The organism is Mesorhizobium sp. LjNodule214 (genome assembly GCF_964252735.1).
GTDB lineage: Bacteria > Pseudomonadota > Alphaproteobacteria > Rhizobiales > Rhizobiaceae > Mesorhizobium.
This window is the reverse complement of sequence record NZ_CAXUPE020000001.1, coordinates 120,161-140,728: the sequence shown is the minus strand read 5'-3', so window position 1 is coordinate 140,728 and position 20,568 is coordinate 120,161. Positions and strand designations below refer to the sequence as shown.

The window sequence follows — 20,568 nt, the reverse complement described above, 5'->3', positions numbered from 1 at the left end:
GCAGACCGGTGGGAGGACATCATGACCGATACGGCTTCCAACACGCCGGTCGCCAATGCGACCGCGGATCGGGCGCGGGCTGCCGAGCTCAGCGCCGTTGGACGTTTCCTCAAGGCGACCGAACTCGACACGCGCATGCTCGGCATGGTCGGCGCGCTGCTGGTCATCTGGATCGGCATCCACCTCCTGTCGGGCGGACTTTTCCTGACGCCGCGCAATCTGTGGAACCTGTCGGTGCAGACCTCGTCGGTGGCGATCATGGCGACCGGCATGGTGCTGGTCATCGTCATGCGCAACATCGACCTTTCGGTCGGCTCCGTCGAAGGTGTGATCGGCATGATCATGGGCGTGGCGCAGGCCGAATTCCTCATTCGCGTCATCGGCTTCCAGCTCGGCAATCCCTGGCTCTGGATCATCGCACTCGCCGTCGGCGTGGCGCTCGGCCTTTTGATCGGCGCGTTCCAGGGCTTCATCATCGCCTATATGGAGGTGCCGGCCTTCATCGTGACACTGGGCGGCCTGCTGGTCTGGCGCGGCATGGCGTGGCTGATCACCAGCGGCCGCACGGTCGCGCCGCTCGACGCCACCTTCCAGCTGATGGGCGGCGGCCCGCGCGGTTCCATTGGCGCCACCGCCAGCTGGATCGTCGGTGTCGTGGCTTGCGCGGCAGTCGCCTTCGCGCTGCTCAACGGCCGCTCGCAGCGCAAACGGTTCAACTTCCCGCTGCGCCCGGTGTGGGCAGAGACATTCCTCGGCGTGGTCGCCTGCGCCGCCATCCTTGGCGCGGTGTGGATTGCCAATTCCTATCCATGGCCGGTCGGCATCGTGCGCCAGTACGCGCAGCAGAACGGCATCACCATTCCCGAAGGCGGCCTGTTCATCGCCCATGGCATCGCGATCCCGGTGCTGATGGCGGTCGCGGTCGGCATCGTCATGACCTTCATCACCAGGCGGACCCGGTTCGGCCGTTATGTCTTCGCCATCGGCGGCAATCCGGAAGCGGCGGAACTAGCCGGCATCAACACCCGCTGGGTAACGATGAAGGTGTTCATGATCATGGGCGTGCTGGCTGCGATCAGCGCAGCGATCTCGTCGGCGCGCCTCAACGCCTCGACCAATGCGCTGGGCACGCTGGACGAGCTTCTGGTCATTGCCGCCGCCGTCATCGGCGGCACGTCGCTGGCCGGCGGCTCCGGAACCGTGCTTGGCGCCATGCTCGGCGCGCTGCTGATGCAGTCGCTGCAGTCCGGCATGGTGCTGCTCGGCATCGACTCGCCGCTGCAGAGCATCGTCGTCGGTGCCGTGCTGGTCGTCGCCGTCTGGCTCGACACCGTCTATCGCAAGCGAGTCTGAGGAGGACGCGGCCATGGAAAAGACTACTGCCACGGGCACCCCGCTGATCGACATGCGCAACATCTCGATCGCCTTCGGCGGTATTCGCGCCGTCGATGATGCGTCGATCGATCTCTTCCCGGGCGAAGTGGTGGCGCTGCTCGGCCATAACGGCGCCGGCAAGTCGACGCTGATCAAGATCCTGTCCGGCGCCTACAAGCGCGATGCGGGCCAGATCTTCGTCAACGGCGTGGAGGCTTCGATCTTCAACCCGCGCGACGCCAAGAAATACGGCATCGAGACGATCTACCAGACGCTGGCGCTTGCCGACAACGTCGACGCCGCCGCCAACCTGTTTCTCGGCCGCGAGCTGATGACCGGCTGGGGCACGCTCGACGATGTCGCCATGGAGGCCGAGGCGCGCAAGGTGATGGGCCGCCTCAATCCGCGCTTCCAGCGCTTCAAGGAACCGGTGGTCAAGCTCTCGGGCGGCCAGCGGCAGTCGGTGGCGATCGCACGCGCCATCCTGTTCAATGCCCGCATCCTGATCATGGACGAGCCGACGGCCGCACTTGGGCCGCAGGAAACAGCCCAGGTCGGCGAACTGGTCAGGCAGTTGAAGGCCGACGGCATCGGCATTTTCCTGATCAGCCATGACATCCACGACGTGTTCGAGCTTGCCGACCGGGTCTGCGTGATGAAGAACGGCCAGGTCGTCGGCACAGCGCGCACCAGCGACGTCACGCAGGACGAGGTGCTCGGCATGATCATCCTCGGCAAATGCCCGCCCGGTGCCGTTCCCGGGCCAGGCGCACTGAAAATTGCGGCCTGAAGCACAAAGTAAGCCGGCTAATTGTCTTCTATGTGATATGCCAGCCGTCATGATGGTTTGGCCGCGCCATTGTGTTGGCGCGGGGACTTGCCCATAAAAGGGTCCGAATCGCCCATGGACAACACCATCCATTGAAGAAGTTTTTCCCGATCGTCGCCTTCATCGCCGTCGCGCTGATCAGCCTGACGATGGCGGGCTTTGCCTATTTCGCCACACAGGAGGCGGCGCGCATCAAGTTCGCGGCGACGGCGGATGACGCGCTCAATCGCATCGAGAGCCGCATCGATCTGCATCTGTCGCTGCTGCGCTCGACCCAGGCGCTGTTCGACGTCCGCAACGGCGACATTTCGCGCGGCGAGTTCAAGGCTTTCTTCAGCGCGCTCGATGTCGACAACAATTTCGCCGGACTGCGCGGCATCGGTTATCTCAGGCTGGCCAAGACCGGAGACGAGGCCGCGGTCGAGCGCGACATACTGCGCGACCAGGGTGTCGCGCATGCGGTCTATCCGGCGACGACGGAGCCATGGCGCGCGCCGATCGTGCTTTTCGAACCGATGGATCCGTCCAACGAGGCCAGCATCGGCTTCGACATGTTCACCGAACCGGTCCGGCGGGTGGCGATCGAAAAGGCGATGGCCGACGACCAGCAGCACGCAAGCGGCCTGATCCAACTCGGCCAGGGGACAGGTGCCGCCCAGACCTTTACAGGCTTCCTGGTCTTCGTGCGGCTCAATGTCGAGACCGCGCCTGATGTCATCAATGCCACGCGCTCCTCGACGGCGGGTTTCCTCTATGCTGCCTTCCGCGCCCGCGACCTGTTCCAGATCGCGCTTAGCCGCGCGCCGCTGCTGCCGGTCAATACCGAAATCTATGACGGCGAGGTGGATGCCGGAAATCTTCTGTTCCAGTCTGAGACGCCGCCGGTTTCGATATTCGGCGACCGGCTGCTGGTCACCCGCAAGCTCGTCGTGGCAGGGCGGCAATGGACCGTCCTGTTCAGGCCGACAAGCGCCTTCTCGCAGCCCTCTTCGCGCGCCATTCCGGTGATGCTCGGCCTGTTCGGTTTGCTGCTTGCCGGTGCCATTGCGCTGGTGGCCCGCTTTCAGGAGCGGGCCTATGACGCGGTTTCGCTGCTGCACGAGACGACCGAAAAGAGCCTGCTCGAAAAGGACCTGATGCTGCAGGAGATGAAGCATCGCATCAAGAACTCGATCACCAGGGTGCTGGCGATCGCCCGCCAGACGGCCTCGCACGCCACCGACGTGAAGGAGTTCTCGTCATCCTTTTCGGCCAGGCTGCAGGCGATGGCTGCTTCGCAGGACATGCTGACGCGCTCGCGCTGGCAGAAGGCCGATCTCGGCGACCTGCTGCGCATCGAGCTTGGCCAGGTGTTCGGCAAGGAGCTTCCCGTGGGGATATTGTCGGGGCCGGAAGTGCTGCTCGACGAGACGACGACGCAGGCGCTCGGCCTGACCTTCCATGAGTTGGCGACGAATGCGCTGAAATATGGCGAGGCCGGCAATTCGGTGGGCGCGCTCAAGGTCGACTGGTCGGTCGAAGGCCGTGGGCATGACAGGACGCTGGCGCTCAACTGGCGTGAAACCGGGGGCAAGAGGCTGGAAGCGCCGGTCAAGACCGGCTTCGGCACCAAGCTGATCGATCTCAACGTCACGCGCGAATTGCGCGGTACGATCAAGCGAGACTTTCACGCCGACGGGCTGAGGGTGAAAATCAGGATCCCATTGGTCTGAATCGCTGGCCGGCTCTAGAGCGGTTCATCGTTTCACGGAAACGCAGAACCGCTCTATCTGTTTGTTTTGACGCAATTCCGGACGGAAAACCGTTTCACACTTTTCCTGGAATTGCTCTAACTATTTGTTTTTATGCAATTCCGGACGGAAACCACGACGCAGAAAAACGGAGACCGGACGAACCGGTCTCCGTTGCTGTTGCTTGCATGCTGAAGCGGATCAGCAGCGGGCCGTGTAGAGACGACCGCGATTGTCGCGGTACTGGCAATAGCCATTGCGCAGGTTGCGCACGAGCAGACCGGATCCAGCGCCGACGGCTGCGCCGATGAGCGCACCCCTGCCGCCGCCGATCAGGCCGCCGGCCACTGCGCCGACACCGGCGCCGACGCCAACGTCCTGCTCGGTCGTGCTGCAGCCGCTGATTGCGACCACGGCAACCATGGCAATAATCACTTTCCGCATAGAGTCTCTCCTCACTTTGTCCTCACTTTAGCGAGCACCAGCCGTCATTTAGCATGAAACATCGGCCTTTGCCCGCCCGATTTTACTGTTGGCTAAGATAGTCTTTTTCGGGGCGCGCAGCGTTCGATGCAACCGCAAGGTTGGAAACCTGCAAGGAGGCGTCGAGCGTGCCGTCCGGGCGCACGTTCCAGACGATCTGGTCATAGTCATCCTCCAGCGCCGGATCGACAGCGAGGCACTCGGCAACGATATGCGGAGCCTGGCCCTGGACATCGGTCAGGGCAAAAGGCCTTTCGGCGGTGCATTCCGCGGCGGTCTCGAAGACGCTGACCGGCACGGACAATTCATGGCACTCGGTCATGGTATTCGAGCAACCGATGACCAGGAGCAAAGCAGCGATGTGTTCCATGGCGACAAACCTCTCGCCATAAGAACGGTCGAAATCAGCCAAAGTTCCTGCGCCGGCGGCGCGGCAGCCAACAATTGGGGCAGCAGCTCGCCGATGGCTCCGCAGCGATTTTTAGACGAGCGCGAGACTATTCCGGTTCGACGTCAGGTCAGTTGCCAAGCCGCCGCCAGCACCACGGCAGCGACCAACACGACAGCGGCGAAGTGAAGCATAGGGTGAAAGTGCCGCGAAGCCGAGGCCGGGGTCTCGGGATCCTGGAATCCACTCATCGAGACGCGGGCGGCTTGCTCAAGTCTGTTCATGTCGGCAACCGTCAAGACCAATCCTCCCCTAGAGCAGTTTGATAGAAACGCTGCCCCGCTCTAAGCATTTGTTTTTGCGCAATTCCGAACGGAAAACCGCTGCGCACTTTTCCTGAATGCTCTGTTGCGCTGCGACCGCGGCGGGACATCCGGCGGGTCGGCAGGCTCCAGCGCTATCCGGGTAAGGCAGCATCCAATTTTATGGTGAACAGCCCGTTAAGAACTGCAACTTCTCGGCGATATCCGGTCAGTCCGTTTCGAAATTGCCGTGCGGCACGACGAGGCGGTATTCGACACGGTCGCCGGTGATCTCGAGCGTCGCCGTTCCGTTCAGCGAGGTCGGCACGACGCGCTCGAGCGCAACGCTGCCGAAACGCTTCTCCCTGGGTTGCCGGTCACGGGCGCCGATGGCTTCGGCCCATGTCAGCGACAAAGCAGGTTTGTCGGCGGAAGCGGCGGTCAGTCTGGCCGTGACCTCGACAAAGCCATCCGGCCGTGACAGGGCGCCGTAGCTCACCGAATTGACGGCGAGTTCGTGCATCGCCAAGCCGATATGCAAGGCGGCATTTGGGTTGAGGTAGGGATTCTCGCCGGCGAAACGCAAGCTTCGCCTGGGGTCGGAGCCGTAGCGCGCAACCTGTCCGGAGACCAGCTCGCGCAGGGCTGCACCCCGCCAGTTGGAGGACGTCACCAGGTCCTGGGATGAGGCCAGCGACTGCAGCCGGCCGCGAAAGCGCGTCAGGAAATCGCTGAGTGTCTCGGAATAGCGGCCGGTCTGGGTGGCAATGCTCTGGATGATGGCCAAAAGGTTCTTCGAGCGATGGCTGACCTCGCGCAGCAGTGTCTTCAAGGTCTGCTCGCGGCGTTTCTGCTCGGTCGTTTCCACCATGGTGGTGACGACGCCCTGTACGGCGCCGTTTTCGCCGTGATCGGCATCGATCCACACCTGGAACCAGCGTATGCCGTCCTCGGCGGGTACACCGAGTTCGAGACGCTCCGGATTGCCGGAGGCGATGACGTTGCGCTTGGCGGCGCCGATGCGCTCTGCCTGCGCCGGCGGCAATATGCCGTTGCTGTCGGCGCTGTCGGACGTCCATGGCGCGCGCATGTTGCGCGCCCACACGGTCTTCATCTCGCGATCCTGGTAGAGAACGGAAATGCCGGCATTGTGCAGCGCGTGGAGAAGAGCCCGGCCAAGCTGCATTCCGCTTTCGGCTGGATGCAGAGCGATGACTTCATCACTCCGCAGGCTGTCGATTATTTCTGGCGCCTTGGAACGCATCGATCATTGCCACCGATCCCAGGCTGAACGGTTCACTGTGAAATGGGTTCCCTCAAACGGTCCGCCGGGCGGCACCTCGTTGGAGTGCACCGCCCGGCGGTGGCTGGAAACCGTTTGAGGGGTGCGGCTTCCAGTGTCCGCTCGCGCCTGCCCTCACGCCCGTTTGAACAGGCCGGCAAGCAGCGAAATGATCAGGAAGGCGAGAAAGATGAAGAACAGTATCTGTGCAATGCCGGCCGAGGTGCCGGCGATGCCGCCGAAACCAAGCGCGCCGGCGATGATCGCCACGACGAGAAATACGAGCGCCCAGTAGAGCATGATCCGTCTCCTTCCAATGCTGAGGCAAAACGTGGTTGGTTGGTGTTTGTTCCACCATTTGCCGAAAAAGACGATCCCTGGAAAACGGCTCAGGCGCGAAATTCAATCGTGCAGCGCGACCGCCAACTTGGCGGGCACCGCGGCGCAAAGAAACGTCATTTCATCTGGGAAACAGGCCAGCGCCCCGATGGCGCGGGCCTCGGCCCTATGCGGCTGCCTTGGCCTGCCTGTCGAAGAACAGCGCCTGGCTGATCAGCGCCTTGACCATATCCGGATTGAACGGCTTGGTGACGAGGAAGGCTGGTTCAGGCCGTTCGCCGGTCAGCAGGCGTTCTGGAAACGCGGTGATGAAGATCACAGGCACCGATGTGGACGACAGGATCTCGTTCACCGCTTCGATGCCCGAGCTGCCGTCGGCAAGCTGGATGTCGGCCAGCACCATCCTCGGTCGCGTCTTGCCGAATATCGTCACCGCCTCGGCATGGGTGCGCGCCGTTCCGACGACGCGGTGGCCAAGGCTCTCGACCATTTCCTCAATGTCCATGGCGATCAGCGGCTCGTCCTCGATGATCAGCACATCGGTCGCCACCTGGCGGGAAATCTCGTTGCTGGCCTGGGCAAGCAGGTCCGAGAACTCCTGTTCGTCGGCATCGAGGATTTCTGCCGCCTCATCCTCGCTGAAGCCTTCGACGGCGACCAGCAGGAAGGCCTGGCGCGGGCGCGGGGCGATCGCGTTCAGATTGGCCGCCGCGCGCTGCTCCCATGCCGATTGGGCATGCTCCTGCGGAACACGGATGGCGATCGAGGTGAACAGCCTGGCGAAAACCTTGTACAGCGCAATGCGGTCGTTCGATGCATCGGGAAAGACATCGACGTCGGCGATGATGGCTTCGAGCATCGCGGCGACCAGTGCATCGCCACTTTCCTGTGATCCGGAAACGGCGCGCGAGAAGCGGCGCAGGAACGGCAGGTGCGGCGCGATGGTGGCGGACAAGCTCATGATGGACGTCTCCCTCAGATGACGCAATTGCATAGATCGCAGGTCAAGCCGAATGCAAGTCCCGAAGACCCAAACGCCAGCTTCCCGAAAAAGTTCCGATCAACGTGGAACTAATATAAGAGGAGGGCGTTCTGGGCTGGGATGGGCAAACCAGACGAGGGTGCCGCTTGCCTTGTGTTTTGTGTTGTTGGGGTGCGGCTCGGGTGCTGGAATCAAGGGCGAAATGAAAGATATGACGAAAAATACCACGGCTGGCGCCGCAGGCAGGCGCCGGGCCGGTTCCGGTGACCCGCTCGGGCCAAACTCGGAAATCGGCCGCAAACTCAAGCAATATTACGATGAGCTGGTCTCCGATCATGTGCCGGATCGCTTTGCCCAGCTGCTCAGCCAGCTGGAGCGGACCGAACCCGCACCGAAGAAGGACTGAGCATGACGGCCGTTTCCCAGAGCTTCAAGACCGATCTGCTCGGCTCGATCCCGAGCCTGCGCGCCTTTGCGGTGTCGCTGACGCAGAACGCCGACAAGGCCGACGACCTGGTGCAGGAAACGCTGGTCAAGGCCTGGGACAAGCATGAAAGCTTCCAGCCGGGCACCAATCTCAAGGCCTGGCTGTTCACCATCCTGCGCAATGAATTCTACTCTCAAATGCGCAAGCGCGGCCGCGAGGTGCAGGACAGCGACGGCATCATGACGGCGAGGCTCGCGGTGCATCCGGCCCAGCACGGCCAGCTCGACCTCAAGGATTTTCGCGGCGCGCTCGAGCAACTGCCCGAGGACCAGCGCGAAGCCATCATCCTGATCGGTGCGTCGGGCTTTTCCTACGAGGAGGCAGCCGATATCTGCGGCTGTGCCGTCGGGACGATCAAAAGCCGCGTCAGCCGCGCCCGGACACGGCTGCAGGAGATCCTGAAGATTTCCGGCGAAGACGAGTACGGTCCGGATGCCATCTCGGCGCAGGTGACAGGGTCGAACGCCGCCTGAATGGCGACTGGGCTTCGAAGCCGGGTTTCAGCACATTCAGACGAGTGGTCCACGGCCGCAGGCCGCGGCCACGGCCTCGACGAGATCGTCTCCGGAATAGGGTTTGGCGACCAATCTGATGCCCGGAAAGGATGCCTTGATCTCGTCGGCGTCCGAATGGCCCGAAGCGAAGATGAAAGGCACGCCCTGCTGGCGCAGCCGCGAGGCAAAGTCGAGCGTCGAAGCGCCGCCCAGCATGAGGTCGACAATGGCCGCGTCGAATTGCGCAACCACATCCTGGGGCTCGATTTCCGTGAGGTCGCGGGCAATCACCACGTCGCCGGCGCCATAGTCGCGGCACAGTTGCTCGACATCCATGGCGATCAGGAATTCATCTTCGAGGACGAGGATTCGCAATCCGTCGAGCAATGAGGGCACAGGGCAATGTCTCCTTGAAACGGAGCGAGTCATGAGCGCTATTTGGCGGCCTGTCATTTAAAAAAGACATGACCGGTTGAAAGGCTTGGTGATTGCCGGAACCTCGATCCCTTGCAAAGCGTTGCTGTCCACCCTCTTAAGGTGAGGGTTGGAAGAAGGGTCGAAATGTCCGGGCAAAACGGTCGTTCTTTTTCCAGCCGTCAGTATTCCTGCGAAAACTGCCCGCTGCGGCCGCTGCCTGCCTTTCGCGAATTCGAGAAGCAGGAACTGCTGTTCATCAGCACGTTCAAAAAGGGAGAGCTGGCTGTCGACAAGGGCACCACGGTCCTGGTCGAGGGCAGCCACAGTGCGCATCTCTACACGGTGCTCTCGGGCTGGGCCTTCCGCTACAAACTGCTGTCGGACGGCCGCCGCCAGATCCTGAACTATTCGATGCCCGGCGATCTCATCGGCCTGCAGGGCAGCCTGATGGGCGAGATGCAGCACTCCGTCGAGGCACTGTCGCCGATGCTGCTTTGCGTCTTCGAGCGCGAACAACTGCATGAGCTCTATCGCAACCATCCCGGCCTTGCCTACGACATCACCTGGATCGCGTCGCGGGAGGAACGCATGCTGGACGAGAATTTGCTCAGCATTGGCCGTCGCACGGCGATGGAGCGCGCCGCCTATCTCATCGCCTTCATCTCCAGCCGCGCCCGCGCGGTCGGGCTGAACGGCAAGGCTCCGGTCAGCATCCCGATCACGCAGCAGCACATCGCCGATACGCTCGGCCTGTCGCTGGTCCACACCAACAAGACGATCCGCAAGCTGATGGACCGCAAGCTGATCGTCTGGCGCGATGGCGGCTGCGAGGTGGTCGACCACGAAAGATTGAAGGAGCTGGCGCACTGGGAAGGGCTGGGCGAGGATCGACGGCCGCTGATCTGAACATCGGGCCGGACTGGACTCGCAGGCGCAAACAGCCTTTCATGAAGTCGGATCCGATTTCGGAACCTTGGTGTGTGTAGGGCGTTTGAAATCAAGCAAACGCAAGGAGTTAAGCAATGGCGACTGCCACTGGAAAGAGCGCGAACGAAAGCCGGGCGAATTCGGATCTCGAAGCCGACATCAGGCAATTGAAAGCCGACATCGAAAAACTCACCAAGCAGTTGGCCAAGACCGGCGAACATGGGTATGGCACGGCGCGGCGTGCCGCTACCGAGGGCGTCGAGCAATTGCGCGCCCAGGGCGAAGCCGCCTTCGACAGCCTGCGCGGCAACGCCAAGGACATCGAAGCGCAGATCGTTGCGAACGTGCGCGAAAAGCCGGTGACCTCGCTGGCAATCGCCGCCGGCGTAGGCTTTCTTTTCGCGCTTCTGGCGCGGCGCTAGTTTCCGCACAGATGGGAATGCTGGCATCGCTGATCTCAGCCCTCGCCACAGGCGAAACGGTTGCGGCCCTGCACCGCGCGCGCACGGCCGCAATCGTCTATGCGGTTGCCGCGATAGCCGCGCTGTGCGGCCTCGGCTTCCTGATCGGCGCGGCCTATATCTGGGCGGCCGAACGCTATGGCACGTTGCCAGCCGCCATAGGCTTCGGCTTCGGCTTCCTCGCGGTCGCAGGACTTATCCTCATCGTCTATCAGCTGTCGGCCGGTGCGCGCGCACGGCGCCGGGCGCGCAGGCGTAGCGCCGATATGAAAGCGATCGGCATCACGGCCGCCCTTGCCGTATTGCCGGCGCTGCTCAAGGGTAAGGGCGGCCTGGGTGCCATTCTCGGCCCGGCGGTCGCGCTTGCCGCCTACGCCATCTACCGCGAGAACGTGAAACCCGATGCCGATGACAAGGATGGCGGCGAAGCGGACTGAAGCGATGCCAGGAAAAGTGTGTAACGGTTTTCCGTCCGGAATTGCATCAAAACAAAGAGATTTGGGGCTTACTTCGGCAGATCCTCAAGCGGCATCGAGATTTCGGCGAAGACACCTTCGGGGCGGAATTCGTGGGTCACCTCGCTGGAAATGACCTTGGCCAGGCTGCGGCGGATCAGGATCGAGCCGAAGCCGTGGCGGTCGGGGGGCTCCACCTGCGGGCCACCGCTTTCGCGCCAGGTCAGCACCAGGCGCCGCGCGCCCCGTTTGCCTTCGGCCTTCCAGGTGAGATCGACCTTTCCGGACGCCACCGACAGCGACCCGTATTGCAGCGCGTTGCTGGCAAGCTCGTGCAGGATCAGGCCCAGCCCAACCGCCTGATCGGGCGTAAGCAGGAGATCGGCGCCGGAAATGGTCATGCGCGGCCGCTCAGTGCTGTCGAACGGTTTGACCTCGATCTGCACCAGTTCCCTGATGCCGATGCCGCGCCATTCGCGGTCCGACAACAGATTGTGGGCGACGCCCAGCGCCTGCAGCCTGGCGCCGAAGGCTTCGAGGAATTCGCTGGGCTGGCGGGCATGGCGAACGGTCTGTGTCGCCAGCGCCTGCACGGTCGCCAGCGTGTTCTTGACGCGGTGGTTCAGCTCGCGCAACAGCAGCCGTTGCCGCTCGTCGCCGAGCTTGCGCTCGGTGATGTCGTAGTTGACGCCGAAGATCAGCGTCGGCTTGCCGTCGCCGTCGCGTTCGATGACGCGGCCGCGTGTGGCCACCCAGCGCGGCGGATGCATGCCCTTGACGCGATATTCGCCAAAGTAGTCATCGCTGCCGGTCAGCGCGTCGCGAAAGCGCGTCTCCGTCTGGTAGACGTCGCGCGGGTCGATGGCCGCCAGGATGTCGCGGGCTCGCAGCCGGTTGGAGCGCGGCAGGTTGAACAGCTCCGACAGCAGCACATCGCATTCGATGATATCGGTGCGGATGTCCCAGGCCCAGCTGGCGAGCGATGCGGCGTCGAGCGCGATGGCGCGGCGCTTTTCCTCGCGCTCAAGTGCGGCCGCGGCGATGGCGCCGCTGCGAGTGGCGTCCTTCAGCATGAACAGGCTGGCGGCAAGGCCGGCAAGCGCCTTCAATTGCTCGAGCTTGGCGGCAGACGGAAAGGCGTGCGGTTTGCGGTCAAGCACGCAGAGCGTGCCGATGCGGGTGCCGGCCACCACCATCGGCGCGCCGGCGTAGAAGCGAATGTGGTGCTTACCGGTGACCAGCGGATTGCCGGCGAAGCGAGGGTCGAGGGTAGCGTCGGCCACCACCATCGGCTCGTCGCCAGCGGCGATCGCATGGGCGCAGAACGATATTTCGGTCGCCGTCTCAGTCTCGTCGAAGCCAATGCAGGATTTGAACCACTGCCGCTCGGCGCCAACCAGGGTGATCAGTGCGACAGGCGCCTGCATGACGGCTGCGGCGAGGCCACTGACGCGATCGAAGTCCGGATCGGCCGCCGTATCGAGCGCATCGAGGCCATGGAGCACGGCAAGCCGGTCCGGCGCGTTTACGGCGCCAAACACATCGGCCGGCAATGCCGGTGCATTCTCAACCCTGTTGTCCACCGAGCCCCCGAATACCCGGGTTTGTGGTCGCTGGCCGCCACGCCGTTAGACGCGGCCGCCCGCGGAACCTTCGTAGCAAGGAATCGTTACCCGACCATGCTTTGCCAGACGCGCCTGCCGGCGCCGAACCATACGAAGGCCGATGATGATCAAGATCATTCCTGAAGACAAAGCTCGCCAGGGATATTGGGGGCGGCGTTTCTTGACCATCCTGATCGCAGCCTTGCTGCTGGCGTTCGTCGCCTGGGGCGGTGCCGAGATTTATGGTCGAATGATCGACCACACACCGCCAGGTCAGGGGCAGTCGCCAGACGGCTAGGGTTCGAAATTTGGCCGGTTGGCGCATCACGCGGCCCTGGCCTGGGCGCGACGCGCGGGCACAAGCACGTTCAATGCGCCAGGGTGGATCTGGATTTCCGTTTCACGGTCGAGCCTGACCAGTTCGCCGTCCATGACGGCGCGGAATTTCTTCGCCGCCGAATGGATTTTCAGCATCGCCCTGTCGGCCTGGTGGATTTCGACATGCTCGCTGTCGCGCCATCTGCCGCGCACCATGTCGAGGAAGAACCTGGCCAACTCGCCACGCTGCCGCGCCACCGCAATGTAGATGCCGAGCATGCCGCCGGTGGGATTGTCGGCGTAGGGCAGGTGGCCTTCGCCGAACAGGTTGTTGGTGATGCCGATGCCGGTGGTGCGGGTGATGATCTCGGCTTCGCCGATGGTCAGCGTCACGTTCATCGCCGGCGGGTTGTTGATGGTTGCCCAGGCGGCACGCACCGAGGCCCGCATCTTTCCCAGGCGTGAGCCGAACTCCATCTTCTGGCGCAGTTGCACCATTTTTGCATGCAGGCCGATCGAGAACTGATGCACGAATGGCCGGCCATTGGCGCTGGCAATGTCGACGGCGATCACCTCGCCATCGGCAAAGGATTTCACGGCAGCGTCGAGCGTTTGCGGGATCCCGAGCCCACGAGCGAAAAGGTTCATGGTGCCGGCGGGCAGGATGGCCAGTGCCTTCTTGCGGTTTATCAGCAGGGCCGCCGCGGCCGAGATGGTGCCGTCGCCGCCACCGGCAAGCACGACGTTGACACCGCGCCTCGCCGCGGCCTTCTCCAGCGCGGCCTCGATCTCGCCACCGGCAACGATGTCGATGTCGATGGAATGGCCCGCTGCCTCCAGCGTCTTGCGCATCTGCTCGGAAAAGGCCGGGAGATCGGTCGTGCGCAAGGTGCCGCCGTCCCGGTTCAGCACCGCCGCAAATCGCATGCCCGCTCCGATTTTCTTCACAATCCATCGGGCCGGGAAGGCCCCAGCCACAGGCTGAAACGAAATGGCCGATGAAAGGTTCCCCTTGGCTGGGGCGAAATCCCGCAAGGTTTCCGGCGACTTATCCGGATGTGCCGAGCACGCCTAATTTCGGAACAACAGCGTGGTCGCGACGTTGTGAACCAGTAGGAGGATGCCGAGGCTGACCTCTCGTCTGGCTCGGCGTGCAGAAATCAGGCACGAGGAGAGACGATCATGATCCGCACTCTTTTAGCGACGACAGCGTTGGCAACGCTGATTGCAACCGGCGCTTTCGCACAGACGGCAACAACCCCAGCGCCTGCACAGGCGCCCGCCACCGAGAATGCTCCCGCGGCTCCGGTGGTGGGCGCGGAAGGCAGCCTGATGACCAACATCATCGGTGAATCCGTCTATAACGGCACGGCCGACGATACCCAAAGCATCGGCCAGGTCAGCGATGTTGTCTTTGACGAAAACGGCAAGGCGAAATCCGCTGTCATCGGCGTCGGCGGCTTTCTTGGCATCGGGGCAAAGGATGTCGCGTTCGACTACGACAAGCTGCAGTGGGTCGAGAAGAACGGCGACCGCTGGCTGGTTGCGGAGACTTCGAAGGAAGCGCTGACGGCTCTGCCGGACTTCGACAGGAAGCCTTATGACCCAGCCCCGGCAGCCTCGACCGATACGTCGGCGACAGCGCCGACGGCTTCTACGGACGCTACCGGAACACAGAAGCCGGTCGACATGAACGCGGCGCCGGCTGAACCCGTTGTAAAGAAGGCAGATGGGAACCTGGCTACCAACATCATTGGCGAATCCGTCTATAACGGCACCGCTGATGACGCCCAGAACATCGGCGATGTGAACGACATCGTTTTGACCAAGGACGACAAGGCGCAGTCGCTTGTCATCGGCGTCGGCGGGTTCCTTGGCATGGGCGAAAAGAACGTCGCCTATGACTTCGCAAAGACGGAATGGGCCGAGCGGAACGGCGATCGCTGGCTGGTCGTGCAGACGACCAAGGAAGAGCTGGAGGCGCAGCCGGACTTCAACCGCAAGGCCTATGATCCGGCACCGGCGGCCAGCACGGCCTCGAACGAGGTCCCGAAGGCTGCCGCCCCAACAGCGACCACTCCGGCCCCGGGGGAAAAGACAGCTGAGGCTCCGGCCACACCCGCGCCCGATGTGAAGGCAACCGACCCCACGCAGACCGCGGCGATCGACAAGTCGGCGCTGACAGAGATGCCGGTCGGCGAAATCAGAGGTGATGACCTTAAAGGGACGACCGTCTACGGCGCCAACGACGTCAAGGTCGGCGAGATCGGCGATGTCGTGCTGGCGCCGGACAACAAGCCTGACGCGGTCATCGTCGACGTTGGTGGCTTCCTCGGCATCGGGGAGAAGGAGGTGGCTGTCGGCATGGACAATCTCAAATTCATGACCGACAAGGACGGCAAGAAGTATCTCTATACCACCTTCACCAAGGAGCAGCTCGAGGCACAGGCCGCCTACGACAAGGGCAGCTACGCCGAGAAGCGCGACCAGCAGCGGATGATGGTGAAGTAGGGAAGTAGGGAAGTAGGGAAGTAGGGAAGTAGGGAAGTAGGACTAGCTTAGTTCCTATTCCCTACTCCCCCTGTCAACGTACCCCACAACGCCGTCCTCCGTCAGCTCGGCCAGCGCCAGAGACTGGTCGAGATGGGCGGCGCGCCAGGCGAGCAGTTTTTCGGCAAACTCCAGCCGCGCCTCGACATAGGCCGGATCGGTGGCGACGCTGGTCAGCTCGCCAGGGTCCTTCGCCAGGTCGAACAGCAGCGGCGGCAGGCCGCCTGCGAAATGTACGTACTTGAACTTTTCCGTACGGATGACGGCAAGATTGCACTGGCGCGGGCCGATGCCGAAATGGCGTTCGGGTTCGCCGCCGGCGATCGAGCGGAAATCGAATTCCCAGTGTGCCGCGTCGCGCCAGTCCTCGGGCGTCTCGCCCCCCAAGAACGGCTTCAGCGAAAATCCGTCGAGATGCGGCGGCGATTGCTCACCGAGAAGGTCGAGCAGCGTCGGCAGTATGTCCACGGCCTCGGTGAAGCGGTCGACCTGGCTGCCTGATGCCTCGCTGCGACGCGGGTCGCGGATGATCAGCGGGATGTGAAAGCTGCCGTCGAAGAAGCCGCCTTTGCCGAGCATTAAATGATCGCCCATCATCTCGGCGTGGTCCGACGTCAGCATGATGACGGTGTCGTGCCAGGCACCGGCCGCCTTGAGCGCTTGCCAGAGGCGGCCGAGCTGCGCGTCCACTTCCGAAATCATGCCGTAGTAGAGTGCGCGGATGGCGCGAAAATTGTCGTCGCCCCAGTCGCGCACCTTGCCTTCGCTGCCGGGGCGGAAGTTTTTCCGCTTCTGCCGGTCGAGAGCGTAGGCAAGATAAGGATGGCTCGCGGCCTCGGCCTGCCAGCTCTCGGCACGGCGGAAAGCGGGGCCGTCGGCGGGATCGTACATTGTGTTGTAGGGCTCTGGCACGATGAAGGGCGGGTGCGGGCTGATGAAGGAGAGGTGTGCGAACCATGGCGCGCCGCCTTCCTGTTCGCCGAGCCAGCGGATGAACTCGCCGGCGAGGAAGGCCGTCGGCGTCTCGTCCTTCGAATAGACGGGCGGCGTGGTGGTCACATCATCGCCGGCCTCTCCGCCGACGGGGCGATGGATGTCGGGAAAGCCTGCGCCGGTTTCGACGCCGCGCGCCTTCAGCCATGACAGCCAAGGTTTTTGGTGCTCTGGCAGGAACTGCCGCACGCTGAAGCCGGGCAGCACGCCCTCGTAGCTCTTCAGCCAGGGGTCGCCAGGCGCCAGGCGGCGCGGATCGAGCGACACGTCGGTATAGCCGAACAGGGTCGGGTCATAGCCGAGGGCCCTGACCGCGAGCGCGATGTTGCCGTGGCGGGCATCGAGCGGCGTGCCGTTGCGGCAGACCCGGTTGTTCATCTGGTAGAGGCCGGTGTAAAGGCAGGCGCGAGCCGGCGAGCATGGTGCGGCCCCGCCATAGTGGCGCCGGAACAGGACGCCGTCGGCGGCAAGCGCGTCGGCGTTCGGAGTCTTCACCACGGGATGGCCGGCGGCGGACAGGCAATCGCCGCGCCATTGGTCGCAGGTGATGAGGAGAATGTTCGGGCGTCTACCGGACTTGGCCAATCTGGGTCTCCTCACTGGATGAAGGCGCGCCGCTCATGGAGCCGAAATTCCGGACCGTTGCAAGCCGGAGTAGGTTCGTTGATTGGTGAACAAAATGTGCTGCTTCGTTCACTTTTACAGCACAGTCCATTCTGTGTTTGCGTCCTTTGCCGCCGGCGTGCCTATCCTCATATTGGCGTGGACAGCGGCATGGGCCGCACAAGTACCAAGGGAAGGAGCAAGACAATGCTCGACCAGATCAAGGGCCTGCATCACGTTACTTCGATGGCCAGCGATGCGCGCCAGAACAATGCGTTCTTCACCAAGAAGCTCGGCCTGCGCCGGGTCAAGAAAACCGTCAATTTCGACGCGCCCGACGTCTACCACCTCTACTATGCCGACGAGGTCGGCACGCCGGGTTCGGTGATGACCTACTTTCCGTTCCCGAACATCGGCAAGGGCCGCCATGGTGTCGGCGAAGTCGGCACCACCGTCTATTCGGTGCCCGAGGGCACGCTTGCCTATTGGGAGCAGCGCTTCGCCGATGCGGGCGTCGCCGGGCTGTCCCGCGAAGAGACTTTCGGCGAGAAGCGGCTGGCCTTTGCCGGTCCCGATGGCGATGGCTTCGCGCTGGTCGAGGACAGGGCCGACAGCCGCGCGCCATGGGTGAAGGGCGGCGTACCCGCCGAGGAAGCGATCCGCGGTTTCCACTCGGTATCGCTTAGGCTGAAGGATGGTGGCGCCACCGAAGAGCTCTTGAAGTTCATGGGCTATGAGGAGGTCGACAAGTCCGGCAATGTCAGGCGGTTGGCGGTCAAGAACGGCAACGGCGCCGATGTCGTCGACATCGAATCGCTGCCCGGTGCCGCCTTCGCCAATCTCGGCGCCGGCTCGGTCCACCATGTCGCCTTTGCCGTCGAAAACCGCGCCAAGCAGCTCGAAGTGCGCAAGGCGCTGATGGACACCGGCTACCAGGTGACGCCAGTGATCGACCGTGATTATTTCTGGGCGATCTATTTCCGCACGCCGGGTGGCGTGCTGTTCGAGGTCGCCACCAACGAGCCGGGCTTCGACCGCGACGAGGACACTGCCCATCTCGGCGAGGCGCTGAAGCTGCCGACGCAGCACCAGCATCTCAGGCCATATCTCGAACAGCATTTGCAGAAGCTGGAAGGCTGACGGTCATGAGCAAGGACGCATACATCCACAAGCTGCTACCAGGTTCGCCTGGCGGCCCGCTGCTCTTCGTCTTCCACGGCACGGGAGCCGACGAGAACCAGCTTCTGTCGCTGGGGCGCGAACTCGTGCCCCAGGCGACGATCGTATCGCCGCGCGGTGATGTCTCGGAGCAAGGTGCCGCGCGTTTCTTCCGCCGCACCGGCGAGGGCGTCTACGACATGGACGATCTTGCGCGGGCGACCGGCAAAATGGTTGGCTTCGTCAAGGCGCAGGTCGAGGCGGCAAAGCCGTCGTTTGTGCTGGGCCTCGGTTACTCCAACGGCGCCAATATCCTGGCTTCGGTGATGTTCGCGGCGCCCGATCTGTTCAATGCATCGGTGCTGATGCATCCGCTGATCCCGTTCGAACCGGAGGTCAAGGGCAGCCTTGCCGGCCGCCACATACTGGTCACCGCCGGCAAGCGCGACCCGATCTGTCCGCCCAACCTGACGTCGCGGCTCGAGGCCTATTTGCGCGCCGATGGCGCCGATGTCACTTTGGAATGGCATGAGGGCGGGCACGAGGTGCGGCCGAATGAAATCGAAGCGGCGCGGCGGTTCTTCGCCGGCGCGCCAGTTGAAGGAGCCTAAGCAATGCCTGACCAACTGCCTGAGATCGAGCTCGAAGATCGTGGCTCCAAAGGTCGTTATCTCTTGCGCGGACCTGGCGGCGCCGAGGCGGAGATGACCTTCACCAAGATCGGCGAGCACCAGCTCATCATCGACCACACCGACGTGCCGGATGCGTTTCGCGGCCAGGGCGCGGGGCTTCGGCTTGTCACCCGCGCCGTCGAGGACGCGCGGGCGGCCGGCAAGAAGATCATCCCGCTCTGCCCTTTCGCCAACGCCCAGTTCCGCCGCCACCCGGAATGGGCCGACGTGCTGAAGCAATAGGCGTTTGCCCGCGCGGGGACAGACGGCCGAGCGGGCAGTTACAAATGCAATCACCCGTCTGGCATTTGCGCGATTTGGCCATCTTGCCTAAGTAGAGGTATCGCCTGCGGGCCGGCTCACGGTCCGCGGCCCTGCTTACCTCAACCGAATGGCTTCCCGATGACCGAAACCGATCTCGTCCCCGTGTTCGACGGCCACAACGACACGCTGCTCAGGCTCTATCAGTCGAAGGACGCGGATGTCGAAAAGCTGTTCATCGAGGGGACGCAGGGCGGCCATATCGATATGCCGCGCGCCAAGAAGGGCGGCTTTGCCGGCGGCATGTTCGCGATCTTCCCGCCGCCGGTCGAGAAAGCCAAGCGCAGCGCGGTGCCGCCGGCGCCGAGCGACAACGAGCCCTTGCCGCCCGAGCTTCCGCGCGGTGAAGCCCTCACCTCGACCATCGCCATGGCCTCGATCCTGTTCCGGCTGGAGCGGGCCGGAGCGCTGACCGTCTGCCGCAGTGCCGGCGACGTGCGTGACGCGATGGCGAAGGACTCGATCACGGCGGTATTCCACATCGAGGGCGTCGAGGCGATCGATCCCGAGCTCACCATGCTCGACGTTCTGCACGCCGCTGGCCTGCGCTCGCTGGGGATCGTCTGGAGCCGCCCCAACGCCTTCGGCAATGGCGTGCCGTTCCGCTTCCCGTCCTCGCCCGACACCGGCCCCGGCTTGACCGACGCCGGCAAGGCGCTGGTCAAGGCGTGCAACCAGCTCAGGATCATGATCGACCTCTCGCATCTCAACGAGAAGGGGTTTCGTGATGTCGCCGCCATCAGCGACGCGCCGCTGGTCGCGACCCATTCCAACGTGCATGCGATCTGTGGCCATTCGCGCAACCTCACCGACTGGCAGCTCGGCGCCATCCGCGAGACCGGCGGCATGGTCGGGCTGAACTTCGCCACCGGCTTCCTGCGCGAGGACGGAAGGATGAATGCCGACACCTCACTCGAGATCATGGTGCGCCATGTCGATTCGCTGCTGCAGGCGCTGGGCGAGGACGGCGTCGGCCTGGGTTCGGATTTCGACGGCGCTATGATCCCGGCCGTCATCGGTGATGTCGCCGGCCTGCCGAAGCTGATCGACGCGCTCGCCGCGCGTGGCTTCGGACGGGCGCTGATCGAGAAGATCGCCTACCGCAATTGGATCGGCATGCTCGAGAAGACGATCGGGTAATCCACCCAGTCGCTATTTGTAGCCCATGCGCTTCAGCCAATCCTGGCCGCCGCCGCGGTCGCTGATGATCGGCAACGGATCAGTGGAGTCCAGGCGCGCGCAGATGCGGTAGACTTCGAGCGTCTCGGCGCTCATCTCGCCACGCTTGTAGAAGAACATGGCGGCCGCGTAGCGCGTGCGGCCCGACCATTTTTCGCCGAGCGGGGTGTTGACCAGCTGCCACTGTTCGGAGGCTTCGAGCTCTGCCTCGTCGCTCATGG

Annotated in this window: 25 protein-coding genes; 14 read left to right on the top strand and 11 right to left on the bottom strand. The window is 63.4% G+C overall.

Features of this window, described 5'->3' with window-relative positions:
- The first annotated feature begins 21 nt into the window (after nucleotides 1-21).
- The 3 genes from ACSQ3Z_RS00605 to ACSQ3Z_RS00595 all read left to right on the top strand — a co-directional run bounded on the left by ACSQ3Z_RS00605 (nucleotide 22) and on the right by ACSQ3Z_RS00595 (nucleotide 3,915).
- Entirely contained in the window at nucleotides 22-1,353 is a 1,332-nt protein-coding gene (locus ACSQ3Z_RS00605) for a sugar ABC transporter permease (protein WP_436169494.1), read from the top strand.
- Nucleotides 1,354-1,366: 13 nt separating this feature from the next.
- Nucleotides 1,367-2,164 (top strand): ATP-binding cassette domain-containing protein, encoded by a 798-nt coding sequence (locus ACSQ3Z_RS00600; protein ID WP_436169493.1) that lies wholly within the window; start codon nucleotides 1,367-1,369, stop codon nucleotides 2,162-2,164.
- Nucleotides 2,165-2,295: 131 nt separating this feature from the next.
- The gene (locus tag ACSQ3Z_RS00595; RefSeq protein ID WP_436169492.1) at nucleotides 2,296-3,915 is read left to right on the top strand and encodes a CHASE domain-containing protein; all 1,620 of its coding nucleotides are present in this window, start codon (nucleotides 2,296-2,298) and stop codon (nucleotides 3,913-3,915) included.
- Nucleotides 3,916-4,134: 219 nt separating this feature from the next.
- Here the strand turns inward: ACSQ3Z_RS00595 and ACSQ3Z_RS00590 are convergent, their stop codons facing one another.
- From ACSQ3Z_RS00590 to ACSQ3Z_RS00565, 6 genes are all read right to left on the bottom strand, one after another.
- Nucleotides 4,135-4,377, bottom strand: a complete 243-nt coding sequence (locus ACSQ3Z_RS00590; RefSeq protein ID WP_120013455.1) for a YMGG-like glycine zipper-containing protein — start codon at nucleotides 4,375-4,377, stop codon at nucleotides 4,135-4,137.
- An 82-nt stretch (nucleotides 4,378-4,459) separates the two neighbouring features.
- Nucleotides 4,460-4,786 carry a hypothetical protein gene (locus tag ACSQ3Z_RS00585; protein WP_436169491.1) on the bottom strand — a complete coding sequence of 109 codons (327 nt, stop codon included), beginning with the start codon at nucleotides 4,784-4,786 and terminating at the stop codon, nucleotides 4,460-4,462.
- Nucleotides 4,787-4,929: 143 nt separating this feature from the next.
- Complete coding sequence (locus tag ACSQ3Z_RS00580) at nucleotides 4,930-5,103, bottom strand: hypothetical protein (RefSeq protein WP_436169490.1); 174 nt, start codon at nucleotides 5,101-5,103, stop codon at nucleotides 4,930-4,932.
- Between the two features lie 232 nt (nucleotides 5,104-5,335).
- Complete coding sequence (locus tag ACSQ3Z_RS00575; protein ID WP_436169489.1) at nucleotides 5,336-6,370, bottom strand: sensor histidine kinase; 1,035 nt, start codon at nucleotides 6,368-6,370, stop codon at nucleotides 5,336-5,338.
- 153 nt (nucleotides 6,371-6,523) lie between these two features.
- Nucleotides 6,524-6,688 (bottom strand): DUF1328 domain-containing protein, encoded by a 165-nt coding sequence (locus tag ACSQ3Z_RS00570; RefSeq protein ID WP_140554166.1) that lies wholly within the window; start codon nucleotides 6,686-6,688, stop codon nucleotides 6,524-6,526.
- 205 nt (nucleotides 6,689-6,893) lie between these two features.
- Nucleotides 6,894-7,688 (bottom strand): response regulator, encoded by a 795-nt coding sequence (locus ACSQ3Z_RS00565; protein ID WP_436169488.1) that lies wholly within the window; start codon nucleotides 7,686-7,688, stop codon nucleotides 6,894-6,896.
- A gap of 223 nt (nucleotides 7,689-7,911) precedes the next feature.
- Between ACSQ3Z_RS00565 and ACSQ3Z_RS00560 the strand changes: the two genes are divergently transcribed.
- Together ACSQ3Z_RS00560 and ACSQ3Z_RS00555 are read left to right on the top strand one after the other, a co-directional pair.
- Nucleotides 7,912-8,115, top strand: a complete 204-nt coding sequence (locus ACSQ3Z_RS00560; protein ID WP_436171800.1) for a NepR family anti-sigma factor — start codon at nucleotides 7,912-7,914, stop codon at nucleotides 8,113-8,115.
- 2 nt (nucleotides 8,116-8,117) lie between these two features.
- Nucleotides 8,118-8,669, top strand: coding sequence for a sigma-70 family RNA polymerase sigma factor (locus ACSQ3Z_RS00555; RefSeq protein ID WP_436169487.1), 552 nt, complete (start codon nucleotides 8,118-8,120; stop codon nucleotides 8,667-8,669).
- A 36-nt stretch (nucleotides 8,670-8,705) separates the two neighbouring features.
- Here the strand turns inward: ACSQ3Z_RS00555 and ACSQ3Z_RS00550 are convergent, their stop codons facing one another.
- Nucleotides 8,706-9,026 (bottom strand): response regulator, encoded by a 321-nt coding sequence (locus ACSQ3Z_RS00550; RefSeq protein ID WP_436171799.1) that lies wholly within the window; start codon nucleotides 9,024-9,026, stop codon nucleotides 8,706-8,708.
- 225 nt (nucleotides 9,027-9,251) lie between these two features.
- Here ACSQ3Z_RS00550 and ACSQ3Z_RS00545 point away from each other — a divergent pair, with 225 nt between their 5' ends.
- From ACSQ3Z_RS00545 to ACSQ3Z_RS00535, 3 genes are all read left to right on the top strand, one after another.
- Nucleotides 9,252-10,013: a Crp/Fnr family transcriptional regulator gene (locus tag ACSQ3Z_RS00545; protein ID WP_436169486.1), complete on the top strand. Its 762-nt coding sequence runs from the start codon at nucleotides 9,252-9,254 to the stop codon at nucleotides 10,011-10,013.
- A gap of 116 nt (nucleotides 10,014-10,129) precedes the next feature.
- Nucleotides 10,130-10,456 carry a DUF883 family protein gene (locus ACSQ3Z_RS00540; RefSeq protein ID WP_436169485.1) on the top strand — a complete coding sequence of 109 codons (327 nt, stop codon included), beginning with the start codon at nucleotides 10,130-10,132 and terminating at the stop codon, nucleotides 10,454-10,456.
- A gap of 11 nt (nucleotides 10,457-10,467) precedes the next feature.
- Nucleotides 10,468-10,932 carry a hypothetical protein gene (locus tag ACSQ3Z_RS00535; protein WP_436169484.1) on the top strand — a complete coding sequence of 155 codons (465 nt, stop codon included), beginning with the start codon at nucleotides 10,468-10,470 and terminating at the stop codon, nucleotides 10,930-10,932.
- 68 nt (nucleotides 10,933-11,000) lie between these two features.
- Here the strand turns inward: ACSQ3Z_RS00535 and ACSQ3Z_RS00530 are convergent, their stop codons facing one another.
- Nucleotides 11,001-12,533, bottom strand: coding sequence for a sensor histidine kinase (locus ACSQ3Z_RS00530; RefSeq protein WP_436169483.1), 1,533 nt, complete (start codon nucleotides 12,531-12,533; stop codon nucleotides 11,001-11,003).
- Nucleotides 12,534-12,675: 142 nt separating this feature from the next.
- Between ACSQ3Z_RS00530 and ACSQ3Z_RS00525 the strand changes: the two genes are divergently transcribed.
- Nucleotides 12,676-12,852, top strand: a complete 177-nt coding sequence (locus tag ACSQ3Z_RS00525; protein WP_436171917.1) for a hypothetical protein — start codon at nucleotides 12,676-12,678, stop codon at nucleotides 12,850-12,852.
- A gap of 26 nt (nucleotides 12,853-12,878) precedes the next feature.
- On the opposite strand, the gene ACSQ3Z_RS00520 is transcribed toward ACSQ3Z_RS00525, so the two are convergent.
- On the bottom strand, nucleotides 12,879-13,799 hold the full coding sequence (locus tag ACSQ3Z_RS00520; RefSeq protein WP_436169482.1) for a diacylglycerol/lipid kinase family protein: 921 nt from the start codon (nucleotides 13,797-13,799) through the stop codon (nucleotides 12,879-12,881).
- 255 nt (nucleotides 13,800-14,054) lie between these two features.
- Here ACSQ3Z_RS00520 and ACSQ3Z_RS00515 point away from each other — a divergent pair, with 255 nt between their 5' ends.
- On the top strand, nucleotides 14,055-15,383 hold the full coding sequence (locus tag ACSQ3Z_RS00515; RefSeq protein ID WP_436169481.1) for a PRC-barrel domain-containing protein: 1,329 nt from the start codon (nucleotides 14,055-14,057) through the stop codon (nucleotides 15,381-15,383).
- Between the two features lie 54 nt (nucleotides 15,384-15,437).
- Here the strand turns inward: ACSQ3Z_RS00515 and ACSQ3Z_RS00510 are convergent, their stop codons facing one another.
- Nucleotides 15,438-17,000 carry an alkaline phosphatase family protein gene (locus tag ACSQ3Z_RS00510; RefSeq protein ID WP_436169480.1) on the bottom strand — a complete coding sequence of 521 codons (1,563 nt, stop codon included), beginning with the start codon at nucleotides 16,998-17,000 and terminating at the stop codon, nucleotides 15,438-15,440.
- A 225-nt stretch (nucleotides 17,001-17,225) separates the two neighbouring features.
- Here ACSQ3Z_RS00510 and ACSQ3Z_RS00505 point away from each other — a divergent pair, with 225 nt between their 5' ends.
- From ACSQ3Z_RS00505 to ACSQ3Z_RS00490, 4 genes are all read left to right on the top strand, one after another.
- Nucleotides 17,226-18,158, top strand: coding sequence for a VOC family protein (locus ACSQ3Z_RS00505; protein WP_436169479.1), 933 nt, complete (start codon nucleotides 17,226-17,228; stop codon nucleotides 18,156-18,158).
- A 5-nt stretch (nucleotides 18,159-18,163) separates the two neighbouring features.
- Nucleotides 18,164-18,787 carry an alpha/beta hydrolase gene (locus tag ACSQ3Z_RS00500; RefSeq protein ID WP_436169478.1) on the top strand — a complete coding sequence of 208 codons (624 nt, stop codon included), beginning with the start codon at nucleotides 18,164-18,166 and terminating at the stop codon, nucleotides 18,785-18,787.
- Nucleotides 18,788-18,790: 3 nt separating this feature from the next.
- Complete coding sequence (locus ACSQ3Z_RS00495) at nucleotides 18,791-19,090, top strand: GNAT family N-acetyltransferase (RefSeq protein WP_436169477.1); 300 nt, start codon at nucleotides 18,791-18,793, stop codon at nucleotides 19,088-19,090.
- Nucleotides 19,091-19,249: 159 nt separating this feature from the next.
- Nucleotides 19,250-20,308, top strand: a complete 1,059-nt coding sequence (locus tag ACSQ3Z_RS00490) for a dipeptidase (RefSeq protein ID WP_436169476.1) — start codon at nucleotides 19,250-19,252, stop codon at nucleotides 20,306-20,308.
- A 12-nt stretch (nucleotides 20,309-20,320) separates the two neighbouring features.
- Here the strand turns inward: ACSQ3Z_RS00490 and ACSQ3Z_RS00485 are convergent, their stop codons facing one another.
- On the bottom strand, nucleotides 20,321-20,566 hold the full coding sequence (locus ACSQ3Z_RS00485) for a hypothetical protein (protein ID WP_436169475.1): 246 nt from the start codon (nucleotides 20,564-20,566) through the stop codon (nucleotides 20,321-20,323).
- Between the last annotated feature and the right edge of the window lie 2 nt (nucleotides 20,567-20,568).

Excerpts from the sequence above, each read along its gene's own strand:
- ACSQ3Z_RS00570 (WP_140554166.1), bottom strand. The coding sequence starts at position 6,688 with ATGCTCTACTGGGCGCTCGTATTTCTCGTCGTGGCGATCATCGCCGGC.
- ACSQ3Z_RS00605 (WP_436169494.1), top strand. The coding sequence starts at position 22 with ATGACCGATACGGCTTCCAACACGCCGGTCGCCAATGCGACCGCGGAT.
- ACSQ3Z_RS00585 (WP_436169491.1), bottom strand. The coding sequence starts at position 4,786 with ATGGAACACATCGCTGCTTTGCTCCTGGTCATCGGTTGCTCGAATACC.
- ACSQ3Z_RS00550 (WP_436171799.1), bottom strand. The coding sequence starts at position 9,026 with ATGGATGTCGAGCAACTGTGCCGCGACTATGGCGCCGGCGACGTGGTG.
- ACSQ3Z_RS00590 (WP_120013455.1), bottom strand. The coding sequence starts at position 4,377 with ATGCGGAAAGTGATTATTGCCATGGTTGCCGTGGTCGCAATCAGCGGC.
- ACSQ3Z_RS00535 (WP_436169484.1), top strand. The coding sequence starts at position 10,468 with ATGGGAATGCTGGCATCGCTGATCTCAGCCCTCGCCACAGGCGAAACG.
- ACSQ3Z_RS00565 (WP_436169488.1), bottom strand. The coding sequence starts at position 7,688 with ATGAGCTTGTCCGCCACCATCGCGCCGCACCTGCCGTTCCTGCGCCGC.
- ACSQ3Z_RS00490 (WP_436169476.1), top strand. The coding sequence starts at position 19,250 with ATGACCGAAACCGATCTCGTCCCCGTGTTCGACGGCCACAACGACACG.
- ACSQ3Z_RS00600 (WP_436169493.1), top strand. The coding sequence starts at position 1,367 with ATGGAAAAGACTACTGCCACGGGCACCCCGCTGATCGACATGCGCAAC.
- ACSQ3Z_RS00575 (WP_436169489.1), bottom strand. The coding sequence starts at position 6,370 with ATGCGTTCCAAGGCGCCAGAAATAATCGACAGCCTGCGGAGTGATGAA.
- ACSQ3Z_RS00495 (WP_436169477.1), top strand. The coding sequence starts at position 18,791 with ATGCCTGACCAACTGCCTGAGATCGAGCTCGAAGATCGTGGCTCCAAA.
- ACSQ3Z_RS00505 (WP_436169479.1), top strand. The coding sequence starts at position 17,226 with ATGCTCGACCAGATCAAGGGCCTGCATCACGTTACTTCGATGGCCAGC.
- ACSQ3Z_RS00500 (WP_436169478.1), top strand. The coding sequence starts at position 18,164 with ATGAGCAAGGACGCATACATCCACAAGCTGCTACCAGGTTCGCCTGGC.
- ACSQ3Z_RS00555 (WP_436169487.1), top strand. The coding sequence starts at position 8,118 with ATGACGGCCGTTTCCCAGAGCTTCAAGACCGATCTGCTCGGCTCGATC.
- ACSQ3Z_RS00520 (WP_436169482.1), bottom strand. The coding sequence starts at position 13,799 with ATGCGATTTGCGGCGGTGCTGAACCGGGACGGCGGCACCTTGCGCACG.
- ACSQ3Z_RS00560 (WP_436171800.1), top strand. The coding sequence starts at position 7,912 with ATGAAAGATATGACGAAAAATACCACGGCTGGCGCCGCAGGCAGGCGC.
- ACSQ3Z_RS00485 (WP_436169475.1), bottom strand. The coding sequence starts at position 20,566 with ATGAGCGACGAGGCAGAGCTCGAAGCCTCCGAACAGTGGCAGCTGGTC.
- ACSQ3Z_RS00515 (WP_436169481.1), top strand. The coding sequence starts at position 14,055 with ATGATCCGCACTCTTTTAGCGACGACAGCGTTGGCAACGCTGATTGCA.
- ACSQ3Z_RS00545 (WP_436169486.1), top strand. The coding sequence starts at position 9,252 with ATGTCCGGGCAAAACGGTCGTTCTTTTTCCAGCCGTCAGTATTCCTGC.
- ACSQ3Z_RS00525 (WP_436171917.1), top strand. The coding sequence starts at position 12,676 with ATGATGATCAAGATCATTCCTGAAGACAAAGCTCGCCAGGGATATTGG.
- ACSQ3Z_RS00540 (WP_436169485.1), top strand. The coding sequence starts at position 10,130 with ATGGCGACTGCCACTGGAAAGAGCGCGAACGAAAGCCGGGCGAATTCG.